11 protein-coding genes and 1 tRNA gene are annotated in these 14,307 nt (G+C 38.3%); 4 read left to right on the forward strand and 8 right to left on the reverse strand.

Annotated features, from left to right (window positions below; translation table 11 throughout):
* Positions 1 to 433: 433 nt before the first annotated feature.
* The 3 genes from WC614_11570 to WC614_11580 all read left to right on the forward strand — a co-directional run bounded on the left by WC614_11570 (position 434) and on the right by WC614_11580 (position 3,325).
* Positions 434 to 1,630, forward strand: a complete 1,197-nt coding sequence (locus WC614_11570; GenBank protein MFA5033643.1) for a hypothetical protein — start codon at positions 434 to 436, stop codon at positions 1,628 to 1,630.
* Between the two features lie 226 nt (positions 1,631 to 1,856).
* On the forward strand, positions 1,857 to 2,057 hold the full coding sequence (locus tag WC614_11575) for a hypothetical protein (protein MFA5033644.1): 201 nt from the start codon (positions 1,857 to 1,859) through the stop codon (positions 2,055 to 2,057).
* 50 nt (positions 2,058 to 2,107) lie between these two features.
* Entirely contained in the window at positions 2,108 to 3,325 is a 1,218-nt protein-coding gene (locus tag WC614_11580; protein MFA5033645.1) for a hypothetical protein, read from the forward strand.
* A gap of 746 nt (positions 3,326 to 4,071) precedes the next feature.
* Here WC614_11580 and WC614_11585 read toward each other — a convergent pair.
* Positions 4,072 to 4,776, reverse strand: a complete 705-nt coding sequence (locus WC614_11585; protein MFA5033646.1) for a hypothetical protein — start codon at positions 4,774 to 4,776, stop codon at positions 4,072 to 4,074.
* A 743-nt stretch (positions 4,777 to 5,519) separates the two neighbouring features.
* On the opposite strand from WC614_11585, the gene rlmD reads away from it, so the two are divergent.
* Entirely contained in the window at positions 5,520 to 7,457 is a 1,938-nt protein-coding gene (rlmD, locus tag WC614_11590; protein ID MFA5033647.1) for a 23S rRNA (uracil(1939)-C(5))-methyltransferase RlmD, read from the forward strand.
* A gap of 762 nt (positions 7,458 to 8,219) precedes the next feature.
* Here rlmD and WC614_11595 read toward each other — a convergent pair.
* The 7 genes from WC614_11595 to WC614_11625 form a co-directional block, all read right to left on the reverse strand.
* On the reverse strand, positions 8,220 to 9,626 hold the full coding sequence (locus WC614_11595) for a pitrilysin family protein (protein ID MFA5033648.1): 1,407 nt from the start codon (positions 9,624 to 9,626) through the stop codon (positions 8,220 to 8,222).
* Positions 9,623 to 11,311 carry a pitrilysin family protein gene (locus WC614_11600; protein MFA5033649.1) on the reverse strand — a complete coding sequence of 563 codons (1,689 nt, stop codon included), beginning with the start codon at positions 11,309 to 11,311 and terminating at the stop codon, positions 9,623 to 9,625. Before WC614_11600 ends, WC614_11595 begins: the two co-directional genes overlap by 4 nt.
* 586 nt (positions 11,312 to 11,897) lie before the next feature.
* Positions 11,898 to 12,314, reverse strand: a complete 417-nt coding sequence (locus tag WC614_11605) for a hypothetical protein (protein ID MFA5033650.1) — start codon at positions 12,312 to 12,314, stop codon at positions 11,898 to 11,900.
* Positions 12,311 to 12,736: a hypothetical protein gene (locus WC614_11610; GenBank protein ID MFA5033651.1), complete on the reverse strand. Its 426-nt coding sequence runs from the start codon at positions 12,734 to 12,736 to the stop codon at positions 12,311 to 12,313. The genes WC614_11605 and WC614_11610 overlap by 4 nt, the downstream gene beginning before the upstream one ends.
* Positions 12,737 to 13,011: 275 nt before the next feature.
* Positions 13,012 to 13,521 (reverse strand): hypothetical protein, encoded by a 510-nt coding sequence (locus WC614_11615; protein MFA5033652.1) that lies wholly within the window; start codon positions 13,519 to 13,521, stop codon positions 13,012 to 13,014.
* Between the two features lie 57 nt (positions 13,522 to 13,578).
* A complete protein-coding gene (gene efp / locus WC614_11620; protein MFA5033653.1) occupies positions 13,579 to 14,139 on the reverse strand; it encodes an elongation factor P in 561 nt (186 codons plus the stop codon).
* 39 nt (positions 14,140 to 14,178) lie between these two features.
* A tRNA-Leu gene (locus WC614_11625) sits at positions 14,179 to 14,261 on the reverse strand.
* Between the last annotated feature and the right edge of the window lie 46 nt (positions 14,262 to 14,307).

Consider the following 14,307-nt stretch of genomic DNA (forward strand, 5'->3'; position numbering starts at 1 on the left):
ATTGTAAAGGATTTGAGGTTGGATTGCACTGTCTATATTGATGATGAAGTTGTGTTTGAAAATGGTGGGTGGAAAAGGTAGAAAGACACGAAAACAGAGAATTTTTGGACGCAGATTTACGCAGATGCACGCAGACAAAAAATTAGAAAATTGAAAAACATAAAGAGTAATTGAATATAGAAAAACAAATAAACAGATAAAAAAAGATTTTCATATAGATTATCGCAGAGCACAGAAAGAATTTCGGGCTAAAAAATAACATATAAAAAAATTGACAAGGGGATTGTTTAAAAGTATTTTAGTTATAGAAATGATGGAGAAGGGAGTGGGGTAAAAAGACAGAGGGCTGGAGGAAGGGGGACGCGGAATGAAGAATAAAAATAGAACACCACGTCTTGGCGGGGATAGTCCCTGTCCCTAATTTGCTTTCTATATGGAAAACAATAAAAGATATCTTGAACTAAAAGGCAAAAAGGCAGAAGAGATGCTTTATAACTTAGCACAAAAGACCTTTTTAACTGATTGGTGTTATTTAAATCCTAAATTACCAGACAATAAAGAGCTTTGCGATTTACTAATAGTTTTTGATAATATTGCAATCATTTGGCAAGTTAAAGATTTAAAAATAGACAGCGATGGAAAATATAATCAATCTGAAGTAAAGAAAAATTTAAGACAACTTTCCGGAGCCAAAAGACAATTATTTGATTTAAAAACCTCAATTCAATTAGCAAATCCCAAAAGGGGAAAGGAGGATTTTAATCCTAAAGAAATCAAGGAAATTTATTTGATTTCTTTATTAATGGGACAACAAGAGGTGTTTTATTGCCCTATTGATACAGTAAAAAAATTAATAGTCCCTACTTTTAATAAGGAATCTATTAAAATTATATTAAATGAGTTAGATACAATTTCTGATTTTTGTAAATATTTAAAACAAAGAGAAAAATTGTTTACTAGAAAAAACTTTGAATTAGTTGTTTCAGGAGGAGAAAAAGAACTATTAGCGTACTATTTAATGAACGAATACAATTTCGATTCTTGGGATAAATGTACTGGTGTTTTCTTAGAAGAAGGCTGTTGGAATGCTTTAAAAGATAAACCAGAATATAAATTAAAACAAGAAGAAAATAAGATTAGTTATGGTTGGGACAGTATGATTGACCGAGCGCATGAGTCTAATAATCCAGAATATGAAAAAATTGCAAGAGAGATGGCAAAGTTATCTCGTTTTGAAAGAAGAATTCTAGCTAAGAGTTTTTTAGAAATAGCTTTAAAAGCTCATAAAGATATAGAAAATAATGTATTCAGACGAGTTCAAAATATTTTGGGAGTAACATACGCGTTTTTATTTATTGATGATAAAACTCCAATAACTCAAAGAGAAGAAGCATTAAGAACATTTTGTTATGTTTGCAGGGGAACATTCAAGGATAACAGAAAAGTTATTGGCATTGCTACAGAAAAGGGAATAAAACCAACATGCTCATATTGTTTTGGTTTACTTGATATGCCAGAGTGGACAGAAGAGAATGAATTACAAATGAAAAGGATTCAAAAAGATACTGGAATTTTAACTAATCCTAACTGGAAACAATTTCAAGAGAATGAATATCCTAAGATCAGTTAAGGAATGTTCTGCTAAGTTTTAACAATATAATTTCTTCTTGACGCAGTGAAATAATTCTCTTAAATAACATAAAAAAGCAACAAAAATGAAAAAATTTGAAGAGATAAAAACCGGATGGATAAGAAGACATATCAAAAATTAAAATGCAAATATCAAAATTGACAAAGAAACAGCAGAAAAAAGAAGAGAAGGTTAAGATTTTGGATTTTTGATTGCGGATTTCGGAATGAAAAGATTAACAAATTACAGAGAACAAATAAGATGCCTGCCTGCGGTAGGCAGGGATTCCCGTCACCGCCAAGGAGGCGGGATCTACGATTTTCATGGGAATGTCCAGCTGAGCTGGATAAGTTGGAGTAACGTTCCTACGTTACGAACTCCAACTAAACGAAACGAGGTAAGAGATTCTTCGCTACGCTCAGAATGACAGAATGGGAAAACCACAGATGAAATGAAAGGAAAAGCCAAAAATAACAGATGAAAAAGTTTGAAGAAATAAAAACGGGATGGGCACGGTTAGATAAGGCGAAACAAGATAAACTTCGCGCAATGGGAATACGAAGTTTAGGCAGGACGCCCGGAAAACTGCTTACCGGAAGAGGAGCTATACCCGGAGTACTGGGGTCTTTCGGGACGGTATACGGGAAATTGAGCTGGACGGGAAATAAGGCAGAAGCAAATATGGGGTTCAGACCGAAAGAAGGCGCAACCGGTGTTTTGTTATCAAGACGAAGATACGTTGATAATAACGGAAAAGTAAGAAGCGGGATATTTGCGATGAGTTTGATGCCGTGGAAACCTACGGTTACAAAAGATGCAAAGCGCGGACATATGCGGATGAACGTGTTGGGGAAAATAGCGTCCAATTATAATAAAGATATGATTTATCCTATATGGGAACCGCTTGTGAAAAACAAGAATATGAAACCATACACGGGGTATCATTATTTTATGAGCGTGAATAACCAGAATATAGGAAACGACCTCCGATGGGAGAAACTTCAAATATCAAATGGACCGCTGGAACCGCCCAAATGCGTATGCGCAAACAGATACGATATGGATAAAAAAGAGATTCAAATATTCGTACCGCGAACTATGGGAAGAAAACCAATAACGGTTAACCAAATCGGAATAGGCATATTTGACAGGATAACGGGAGACTTTTTTCACATATCGCCGGAACAGTTTAATGAAGAACTGGAAAAGAAACTTAAAACTTCCGGACTGACAGTTAATGATTTGGAAAGAGTCCGTGTGAATTCAGTTATAGAACCTCTGAGGTTTAAATGGCAAATACGAGAAGTAATGGAAAGTATGAATTTTAGAGTTTGGAATTCGGATTTTGGAATTAAAGAAACTGAAAAAAAGAGTATGAAGGAACGGGCGGGAAACTTGGGGGTATATGGGGTAGTACCAAAAAGGGAAGTCGTTTCTCAAAAACCTAATTTCAGGGAAGTTGTAATTGAATATGATAACCCTTATATTAAAAGGGGGAAGCGGATGCGAAGCGAACATTTGCGGTTTTATATTCATTATTATTACAAGAGAGTATCGCCAGAAACAGGGAAACCCGAATACAGTCCGTCAATATGCAGACGGGTGATAAGGGGGTTGCCCGGGAACGAAGAGGATAGGATAGACGGGAAACACAGCGTGCCGGTGGTGATTGAGGTTTTTGAGACAGTAAAGTGAGTTGAGTAAGTATAGTAGGTTAAGTGGGTTAAGTAGGAAGAAAACAAAGAACAGAAAACAGGGAACAGAAAACAGGGAACGAAAAGATTTCACTGCAGAGCCCAAAGAGCTGGATAGAAATCCCTCCGGCAAAAGATTCCGGACAACAAGCTCTAACTAAAGTAAGAGCTTGTAAGTAATCTGCCAGAGGCGAAAAGGGCTTCTTATAAGTTTCTATCGGAACAAACTCCAAGTAAGGACGCAGATTGGCCCTCCTACGGCGGGCAGGCACGGAGAAGGGGAAATTTTGGATTTTGGACTGCGGATTTTGGAATTAAAAGATTAACAAATCACAGAAAAAGATAAGATGCCTGCCTGCGGTAGGCAGGGATTCCCGTCACCGCCAAGGAGGCGGGATCTACGATTTTCACGGGAATGACACCCAGCGGAGATGAGGGAGACGGGGAAGTGGTGACACGGAGATGGACAGAAAGTCCTGCGCCCCGTTGGGGCTTGAGCTGTGGGGAATTGAATTATCGGGGATTTCATCCCCGCCTATAATCCAATCATCCCTTCGGGATTGAAAGACGGAAGATTGCAGAGAATAAATAAGATGGATTTCCGCCTACGGCGGACAAGCCTGTCACCGCTCCGCCTGAGGCGGACGGGGTCTACGACTTTCGCGGGAATGACAAAATGTGGATAGGCGAATAGAAAGATAGACAGAGGTTGATCTGCTTTTTGGGAAAGTTTACCCGACTTGTTTTTTATACTAAGAGGTTGAGGGATAAGCCTTTTAAGAACATATCTGTCTGTCCATTGGTATAGCTGAAATTATCAATGGAAGTATTTTGAGCATTATTAAGATTTACTGTTTTGTTTGCGGGACTATTTATAGATAAGTTAGTGATACTTTTTTCTACATACTTTAATTTGGTTTCAAGCTCTTTTCTTGCTTTTTCCAGTTCCTGCTTTTTTGCCTCAGAAGAAGGGGAATCATCTCCCATAAGTTGCATTTCCTGAAGTTTTAGAGCATTAAGTTTTGCAGTTAGAACTTTATCTGCAGTCTCAAGTTTATCCACTAATTTTTTGTTCCCGTCTTCTTGATTATTTTCATCAAGTGAAGGAGCTTTCAATGATTCTTCCGGTTTCTTTTTGTTTTCTTTATTCTCAACGTTTTCAAGGGAAGGATTTGTCGTTTTTAGCGATATGTCATTTTTATCTACCGGGTGTGATATAGTGACTTCTGTTTCTCCTTGTACAGCCGCTACAAACGGGCCTTCAAGTTGCGTCGTAAGACTAATTTTTGCGGAAACCAGCGTTCCGCCTTCTTTAATCGCTTCCATTCTGAAACGATTGAGGTTACCTAACTCGTGGCCGATTACTCTTATACCGGAGTTGCTGGCACTTGCGGAAAACGGAACTCCAAATTCCCCGGGGTCAAGTTTGTAACCGACTACAGGATTAATCATATATATAGTAGTGCTATTTTTTTATTGAATTGTCAATAGAAAAAGAATAAAAATTCAAAACAAAGACTTGCAAATAGCTTCATATAAAGTTTTGTAACTGAGGTCTAACTAAACAGACGGGGGAGTTGCCCTGTCCTACTCCGCCTGAGGCGGATTTCCAACCAACTAATTTTGGATAAAAATCTCTCCAGTAAAAAACTCCGGACAAACAATCCCTAATTGACATAAGGGCTTGTAAGTAATCCGCCAGAGGCGGAAAGAGCTTTTAATCGCCAATGCTCAACCAATCAAGAAAGAAAAGGGCGAATGCCCACCGCCTGAGCGGGGTCTTCGACATTCACCCCTACAAAAAGAGAATACAATAACAGAAAAGATAAACGGGGTAATTTAAAAAGATTCTCAAGCATATAAGTTGAAGCGAGGGCTTCAACCTACCCCAATAAAGTAAAGATGCGGAACGGGCATGCCCGTTCCCTACGGACAGATATTATATCATTTTCATATACGAAAGTAAAAAAGTAGAGTAGGGCATTAAATCCGCCTCAGGCGGACTACTCTACCCTATGTGGACACGATAAATCGTGTCCCTACAAACAGGCAATTCCAAAAGAAGAAAAGTAAAAAATGAGATTCTTCACTTCGTTCAGAATGACAAACAAAAGGCAGACAATCCCAAAAGAAGAAAAAAGGGATAACGAATAACATTGACTTTTGTGGAATTGGCATTAGGATAATAAAATACAATGTTAAAAAACAGAACTTTTCTACCTGCGGTTAGGTTGATTCTCGCGAGCAGTTCCCCGAGACGGATAGAAATGATGAAGGCAGTATTCCCGACAATAGAAGTTATGAGTCCTGAAGTTGACGAAAACATAACTAATATGCTGCCGGAAGATTATGTCCTGACGGTTGCGGAGAAAAAAGCTATGAGCGTCGTCAAGAAAGTAGACGACAGCATTGTGGTTTCTGCGGATACCATAGTTACCTTAGATAACAAGATATTCGGGAAACCGAAAAACGAAGAAGAAGCTCGGGATATGTTGAAAACGCTTCGCGGGAAAGAACATTTGGTTTACACGGGAGTTTTTGTCGTAAAGACTCAAGGGAATATGGAACATCCCGCTCAGGCGGTGATTGTGCGGAACTTTGTGTTTAAGAGTATAGTGAAAATAAAAATGTTGAGTGATTCCGAACTGGATGAGTACATAAAAACGGCTTCATGGCAGGATAAAGCCGGGGCTTACGGGATACAGGAAGAGCCAAACATTGTAGAATCTTACAAAGGGGATTATAATAATATTGTTGGTCTGCCGATAGATAAAACCGTTGAGACCGTGAACAGGCTTGCTAACACTTCCCTGTTAACGGCAGAAGACATAGCATTCCCGGAAGGAAGCGGAGTAGTTAAAAAAGATAAGCTTGTAATATTCGTACCGAATATGATACCGGGGGACAAAGGCGAAATCAGAATTATAAAGAATAAGAAATCTTACGCGGAAGGGTTTATGGACGTTCTTGTTGAACCCTCCCCGAACAGGATAAAACCCGAATGTTCGCATTTTGGAATGTGCGGCGGGTGTATAATGCAAAACTGTGATTACGCGTCACAGTTGAAATATAAAGAAAAATGGGTAAAAGATAACATTCATAAGACATTAAAGTCAGAACCTGTCGTGCATCCGATTGTTGCATCCCCGGATATATGGAATTACAGAAATAAAATGGAGTTTTCTTTTGGAGTAGATATCAGGGGAGAGTTGAATTTAGGTCTGCATAAAGCGGGTTCGTTCAGCAAGATAGTGGACATTAAAGAATGCAAAATATTTTCTCCGTATGTTTCCGAGATACTGGAGTTCATCCGCGAGTATGCAAAAAAGACGGGACTTCCTATGTATGATTCGTTTACGCATAGAGGGTTCTGGAGATATATCGTAGTTCGTAAAGGGATTAATAATAGTATGTTGTTGAATATCGTAACAAGATATGAGGATGCTCAAGTGGTTTATGAATTAGCAAAAAAATTGACGGAAAAATTTAACTTTATTAAAGGTGTTTTGTGGACGCTTGCTTCGAGCATAGGCGACGCGATAAAAGTGGAAAAAACGGAATTAATGATAGGCATTGATTACCTTGAAGAGCAAATCGGGTCGAGCAAATACAGGTTTGGCGTATTTTCTTTCATACAAACGAACATAAAAACAACGGAACAAATATACGATAAACTTCTTTCTTATATTAAACCTGAAGACAGCGTGCTTGATTTGTATTCGGGGATAGGGAGCATAGCGATTTACGTTGCGAAAAAGGCGAAATCCGTTGTCGGGATAGAGCTTTTGCAGGAATGTATAAAATGGGCGGACGGGAATGCGGGATTGAATAACATAAAGAATGTGTCTTTTATGCAGGGAGACGTGAAGAAGGTTTTACTTGATTACAAGGATGAAGTAAGTACAGTGATTTTAGATCCGCCGCGTGGCGGGATAGCGCAGAAAGTGGTTGAGCGGATAGTGGAATTGAAGCCATCAAGGATTTTGTATCTTTCCTGTCAGCCGGCTACGTTTACGAGGGATTTGAATTATTTTGAAGAGAATAATTATATTACGAAAGAGATTTTCCCGTACGATATGTTCCCGCATACGGGGCATCTGGAGAGCTTGGCGGTAGTGGAGAGGAAAGGATAGAAATTTTAGAATTTGGATTTCGGATTGCGGAATTGAAGAAGAACAGAAAACAGAGTAGGAATTTTAGATTTCGGAATTTGGATTTTGGATTGCGGAATTGAAGATAGTAGAATAAAAAACCTGCCACCCTTCGACAAGTTCAGGGTAAACTCCAGCACGAAAACACGAAGAAAAAACCACAAAAAACGGAAAATATTTTAGCCACAGATAGACACAGAATGGCACAGAAAAACAAAATAACAACCATAAAATTACAAAAAAATAGAAAAATTAAAAAAGGGATTGGAAGAGAATAGAAGAGATTGAAAAAGAAAGAACTCGCCACGAAAGCACGAAATCACGAAAAAAGACCACAAAATAGTAACCACGAGATTTCCAGCTGAGCAGGATAACTTGGAGTAATGTTCATGCAGAACAAACTCCAAGTAATCACAGATTTACACAAGATAAGAACAGAAACAGACGAAATTATTAGCCACCCCGATCACCGCCAGGGCGGGATGTTCCATCTTCGACACGGCGGGATAAACTCCGGACACAGAGAACGAAAAACAGACAACAGAAAAGATTACCACGAAAGTACGAAATATAGAAGGACACGAAAAAGAGACAACAAAGACAGAAAAGGCCTAACGGAAGTCAGGAATCAAGTCCCTACGAAGAGAAAATACAGTAGGAACAGAGGCTCCTACCTACCCAATAAACAAACAAAAAAGGGGCGAAGCAGCACTTCGCCCCTACGAAGACAGATATATGTCGAAATTATTTTTCGAGTTTAATTTTTTCTACGGTGCCGAGAGTGGAGAGGGATTTGTCAAAGTATTTAGCATTTCCCACGACGAGAATTTCCATTTTATCTGCGAATAGGTTTTGTTTTAGAGCATCAAGCATAGAAGTTCTTGTAACTTTATCTATATTCCCGAGATATTTGTCATAGAAATCCAGAGGCATATTAAAGAATTCGAGAGAAGCCTGGTTCATTACTATATCAAAAGGAGACTCGAATTTGAATATGAACCTATTTTTGATAGCGTCTTTAGTTTTGGCGAATTCAATGCTATCTACTTCCGTTTTGGTAATTCTATCTATTTCACTAAGAATAATCTCTACTGTTTTTACGGTATTTTTCGCATCGGTCTGGGAGAATGCTCCGATATTTCCTCTATATAACTGTCCCGGCGTAAAGTAGCTATTTATAAGGTAAGCCAGTCCTGCATTATCTCTTACTGCCCTGTGAAGCCAGCTACTCATACTACCTCCGAGTATATAGTTTCCTATTTCGAGAGGGTATAAGTTGGGGTCTTTTTTTAAGATACCTAAATGACCCATTATTATGGTACTCTGGGATACATCTTTTTCAACGTAATAGACTTTTCTTTCGTATTTAAGAGGTATATCAGGAATAACCGGAAGTTTGACATTAGTTTTTTTCCATTCTTTAAAGGCAACGTTTAATTCGTTAACGATTGAGTCTGCGTTGAAGTCACCGGCTATAGCGATTATTGCGCCATCGGGGACATAATATTTTTTATGAAAAGCGATTACGTCTTTACGGGAAATATTATTTACAGTTTCCAGTGTAGTGAACCATCCTGTGGGGTGTCCTTTACGGAGTTTTTTTGTAAAGTTTGTGAGCCCTGCATCGACGGGCGAATCGTTTCTTCTTCTTATACCTTCCTGCACAGAAGTAACTTCTGCTTTGAATTTATCTTCCTGGAAAGCAGGATTCATAAGGATATCTACGAGCAGGTTTAGGGTGGCATCGAAATTTTCTTTCAGAGCAGCAAAAGAGCAATGAACATAAGAGCCGGAAGTATTAAATTCGATTTCCGAAGCATCATATTCCAATTTATTATTTATTTCATCGGGAGAGATATTTTTAGTTCCGCCTGCTCTGAGTGTTTGTGCCGTTAAGGCAGCGAGTCCTACTTTATCTTTAGTGTCGTAGAGGGCACCTGCTTTAATATACATACCTGCATCGATGAAAGGCAATTCGTGGTCTTCCAGCAGGTATACGACGATACCGTTATCGAGCTGGCGTCTGATGGGTTTTTGAGGAGTCCAGTTAATCGGTTTATAAGTAAGTCCGGCGATATCCGGGTATTGGAATGTTTCGGCGGACAAGCCGGCTGCGAAAAATAGTATGAGAGCTATTTTTAGGTATTTCATTTTCCCTCCCCACCGGTGACTCTATCCAGCACCTGGCGAATAATTTTAAGTTTTTGTTCATCGGGCACCTTTTGACCGCCAGCTTTTTCAGTTTGGTTTAGATTATCTATGAGCATATTTAATTTGCCAAGCGTATCATCGTCTATTTTTTTACCTGTTTTCTTTTCGTAGTATTCAATGGAGGAATCGAGTATTGATTTGCCCGATTCTTTTTTCACGGAAGTGATAACGGTTCTATTTTCTTTTGTGAAATATTTATTTGCCACGTTAATGATATCCTGAGCGGTAACTTTATCAATAATTTTCGTATAATCATTAAGTTTTTCCCAACCGCCCCAGAAACCTTCGTAGTATAGAAGTTGAGAAACCAACGACTGGTTACTGGACATTATGCTCAGGAACTGCGCTTTGACGTCATTTTTTATTCGATTAAGTTCCCAATCGGTTACGGGTTCGGTTTTCATTTTGTCAATTTCTTTATAGAAGAGATTTTCTATTTCTGCAATTGTATGGGAAGCTGCGGGAGCGCCTTTGAAAACAAAGAGATTCGGGTATCTTTTGCCGGGTGCGCCTGTGTACGTGTATGCGGAGGCGGCGATATTCGTTTCTACAAATTGTTTATGAAGGCGGGAAGTTCTTCCTCTTGAGAGAACGGAAGACAAGACATCCAGGATATAGGCATCGGGGTTGGAATCGGAATAAGTGGGAGTATGGTAACCGATTAGTATTTGGGGTTCAGCCGGGAGTTCCAGAGTTACTCTTCTTTCGGAAGTCTGTACAGGTTCGGGTTTCCATGTTGGAGGGGGGAGTTTTTTCTTTGGGAAGTGGGAGAAGTATTTAGTTATGATAGTTTTTGCTTCATCGAAGCTTACATCTCCGACTATGCCGATAATTCCGTTAGAAGGGATATAATAGGATTTGCAAAAAGCCGTTAAGTCATCTTTATTTATGTCGGAGACGGTTTCTACCTGGCCTGCTATGAGTTTCCCGTAAGGATGGACTTTAAAAGCAGTTTTGAATAATTCGTCATTCATCAGGCTTGAGGGTTCATCTTTGTGCATTTTTACTTCCTGTATTACCACGTTTTTTTCTTCGTAGAATCCTCTAAAAACGGTATTTTCGATTATATCGGCGGTCACCCTTGCCCAGAGTTCGAGTTTGTTGGAGGGTATTTGCAGAACGTACATAGTATAATCTTTACTGGTTGCGGCGTTTAAACCAACGGCACCGGCTTTTTCATAGATTTCGGATATTTCTCTTTGTTTTATATATTCTCTTGCGAGAGCGCAGGCAGAGTCAAGTTCCTGTTGAAGTTTTGTTAATTTCAGAGAATCGGGTTTTGATTTTTTAGATTCTTTTTTTAATTTAGCATACAAACTATCTTGTTTAAGGAGGAGAGGGAGTTCTTTGTTGTAATCTTTAGTGCCGAAAGTTTTGGTACCTTTGAACATCATATGTTCTATAAGGTGAGCGAGACCTGTTTTATTTGCAGGTTCGTCGGTGCTACCGGAAAGGAATAACAGTCTGATTGCGATTGTGGGTGAATAGGGACGTTGCATATATATAACGCGCCACCCGTTATCGAGAGTGAACTCTTTTACTTTATCATTAAGGTCAAAGGCGTGAAGCGAGCCCGACAAAGCAAAGAGGGTGAGAAGTGCGAATACAGATTTTTTGATACGCATAAAGCCTCCTTTTATCAAATCTCCAGCTGAGCTGGATAGAATTCCCTAAGAGCTAAAGCTCTAAGGGCCGTCTAAAATATTAAATATCAAAAATTAAATATACAAATTAACAGAGAACAGAAAGATTAACCACAGAGAACACAGAGAGAAAATAAAAACAGAAACAGAGAACGGAAAGTCTGAGGATTGAGAGTAAAAAGTAGAGAGCACAGAGAGAAGAGCAGAGAGAAGAACAGAAAGAGACAGAACAGATTTGTTTTTAACAGGGATTGGATGAGAATTTAAGAGACTTAAGACAGAACACATAATTTAATTTATTTCATTAAGATTATTTTCTTTGTTATTGTATAATTATTAGTGGAGAGTTTAATAAAGTAAACGCCTGATGTCAAGTTTTTTGAGTTTAGGGGGAAGAATATTAACTGTAAAAAATATTGCCACTAAAACACTAAAGCACAAAAAACAGAGCACAAAATTAAAACAGATCTAGCAAAGGACTCTGAACTAGAGTAATAAAACACAGAAAAACAGGGAATGGGACATATAGGACATATAAGTCATATAGGACAGATAGAAAAAAATATTTTTAAGCGGGGTGGGAGTTGAGTTTTTTGTGTTTTTTGAGTAGGTATATGATAATTGTTGAGGAAGCTAATATAGATATACAGAATGCAGATATAAAGAATACATTATGATATTTGATATAGTTTCCACGTGAAGTGAAATACAAATAAAAATAAGTGTATGATAAAAGAAGAAGGGCGTTAGAATATAAAACGGTGAGAATTATTTTTAGTTTTAAGTTGTTTTGCAACCAATTACTACGAGTAAGTATGCGTATGTTTTCTCCTAAGCCTATTCCTATAATAAAATCTCCTATATAAGTTAATACAAAAAAAGCTTCTTTTCCAAGAGAGCTTGTCATATAGAATATTCCGGGGGTTAAGGATATTGCAAAGGCAATTAAAGTAATTACAAAAATGTCTTTTTCTCTTTGATTCATTTTTTAAGAGGGTTGTTAAGTTTTTTGTGTTTTTTGATTATGGATATGATATCAGTTGTGGAAATTGCTATAGAGGCACATAAATAAACTATAAAAAATGATTTCATACTGTGATACTTAGTATAATTCGAACATTGAGTAAGGTACAAGTAGTCATTAAAATACCAGAGAGCAAGAAGGGCATTGGAATATAAAACACTAAGGATTATTTTTCGTTTTAAGTTGTTTTGCAACCAATTACTAAGGGTAAGTGTACGTATATTTATTCCTAACCCCCCAATGAAAATCCATTTTCCAATATAATTAAATACCTCAAAAAGTTCTTCCCCGATACAGTTTGTTATATACAATAATCCCGGTATTGATGCAAGTATAAGACCAATCAGGCTAAATACAAAAATATCTTTTTCTTCCTGGTTCATAGGTTTATTCTAGTCTTGAGAAGACATAAAAAATAGATTCTTCACTTCGTTCAGAATGACAAAGTACATGGTAAAATATGAGAAGACATAAAAAAAATAGATTCTTCCTACGCCATGCTTCTGGATAACAGTCTCTAATGGCGCTATCGCCCAAGAGTCTGTAATCACTTCGTTCAGAATGACAAAGTACCGGATAAATGGAAGTCCACAGCCAATTCAATCTACCTGTTTTCTTTCCATGCATACTCTTTTTTATTATAGGGGCCTACCTCCCCTTACTGTTTATCTTTTTTAATGGCGAGTTTAAAAGCCGTTAATCCGCCGAGCATAGCGCTAGTCCACATAACATAAGGATAATGGTCTACTTCTCCTTCACCTGCGATTTTTAATAATGCGCCATATCCGGCTATTCCACCGACAAGCGCACCTAAGAAAGTAAATAAGAAAGAGCTTTGTTCTTTTTCCACGAGTTCGCCTCCGATTAGCCATATAGCATAGGCGGCACCGGGGACAGTTCCGACTGCGCCTGCGTTTCTGCCCATTGTTTTTGCGCCGCTGGGGGTGAAAGAATTTTTTGTGGAAGCATATCCGAGCCAGTATCCTACTCCGTAACCTATTGCTCCTCCGACAAATCCGGCTGCGGGTTCCGTGAAAACCCATGAATAGTCTTTGATTTTATCGGGGAAATATAATCCAAGAACGGGGTCAAACTGTAATTCATTATAAACGGGAAGAGTTGAGAGTTGGGGGGTGGTTTGTAGGGTAAGTAGTAAGAATAAGAGCATTTTAGTTTATGACAGGAAACAGACGTTTCACTTTTATATAGATGTGATAATCTTTTTTTACTGGACTCTTGAAATATATTCGTCTGTTCGTGTATCTATTTTTATTACTTCGCCTGCCTCTACGAATAGGGGGACCTGAACGATTGCGCCGGTTTCCAATTTTGCCGGTTTAAGACCGCCGGATATACGAGCGCTTTTCAAAGGAGGTTCGGTCTCTATTATTTTGAGTTCGCAGGAATTTTGTAATCTGACGCCGAGTATTTCTTCATCAGCCATTAGCACGAGGATGGTCATTTGTTCTTTTAGGTATTTTAGGATATCCTTTATGATATTTTCAGCAAGGGGAGTTTGTTCATAGGTAGTTGGGTCCATAAAGTAATAGAATCCGCTTTCTTTGTAGAGATATTGCATAGGTTTTTCATTAACCTTTACTATTTCAATATTTTCATCCGGGTTGTAGGTATTTTCGGTAACGGCTCCGGTTTTAACACTTTTCATTTTGACACGTTGAACAGCGCCGCCTCTGCCCATTTTAATGTGGGCATAGTCAACTATAGTGTAGTATTCGTTATTAATTCTTACGAAAGTGCCTTTTTTAAGGTCTTTAATGATAGCCATCTAGTGCCTCCCGAATATTATGACTTATTTAGTTAAGAGTGGGCAAGGAGGGACTCGAACCCTCAATCCCTTGCGGGCAACGGATTTTAAGTCCGTTGCGTATACCGTTCCGCCACTTGCCCATAGTAATTGGGTATGATATTAATTTTTAGAGAAGTGTCAAGAATT

It is taken from the genome of bacterium (assembly GCA_041649255.1).
In the GTDB taxonomy this organism is placed as follows: Bacteria; Hydrothermota; UBA3073; order JACQXS01; family JAQTXJ01; genus JAQTXJ01.

Coding starts and splice junctions, on each gene's coding strand:
- WC614_11570 (MFA5033643.1), top strand. CDS start 434: ATGGAAAACAATAAAAGATATCTTGAACTAAAAGGCAAAAAGGCAGAA.
- WC614_11575 (MFA5033644.1), top strand. CDS start 1,857: ATGAAAAGATTAACAAATTACAGAGAACAAATAAGATGCCTGCCTGCG.
- WC614_11580 (MFA5033645.1), top strand. CDS start 2,108: ATGAAAAAGTTTGAAGAAATAAAAACGGGATGGGCACGGTTAGATAAG.
- WC614_11585 (MFA5033646.1), bottom strand. CDS start 4,776: ATGATTAATCCTGTAGTCGGTTACAAACTTGACCCCGGGGAATTTGGA.
- rlmD (MFA5033647.1), top strand. CDS start 5,520: ATGTTAAAAAACAGAACTTTTCTACCTGCGGTTAGGTTGATTCTCGCG.
- WC614_11595 (MFA5033648.1), bottom strand. CDS start 9,626: ATGAAATACCTAAAAATAGCTCTCATACTATTTTTCGCAGCCGGCTTG.
- WC614_11600 (MFA5033649.1), bottom strand. CDS start 11,311: ATGCGTATCAAAAAATCTGTATTCGCACTTCTCACCCTCTTTGCTTTG.
- WC614_11605 (MFA5033650.1), bottom strand. CDS start 12,314: ATGAATCAAAGAGAAAAAGACATTTTTGTAATTACTTTAATTGCCTTT.
- WC614_11610 (MFA5033651.1), bottom strand. CDS start 12,736: ATGAACCAGGAAGAAAAAGATATTTTTGTATTTAGCCTGATTGGTCTT.
- WC614_11615 (MFA5033652.1), bottom strand. CDS start 13,521: ATGCTCTTATTCTTACTACTTACCCTACAAACCACCCCCCAACTCTCA.
- efp (MFA5033653.1), bottom strand. CDS start 14,139: ATGGCTATCATTAAAGACCTTAAAAAAGGCACTTTCGTAAGAATTAAT.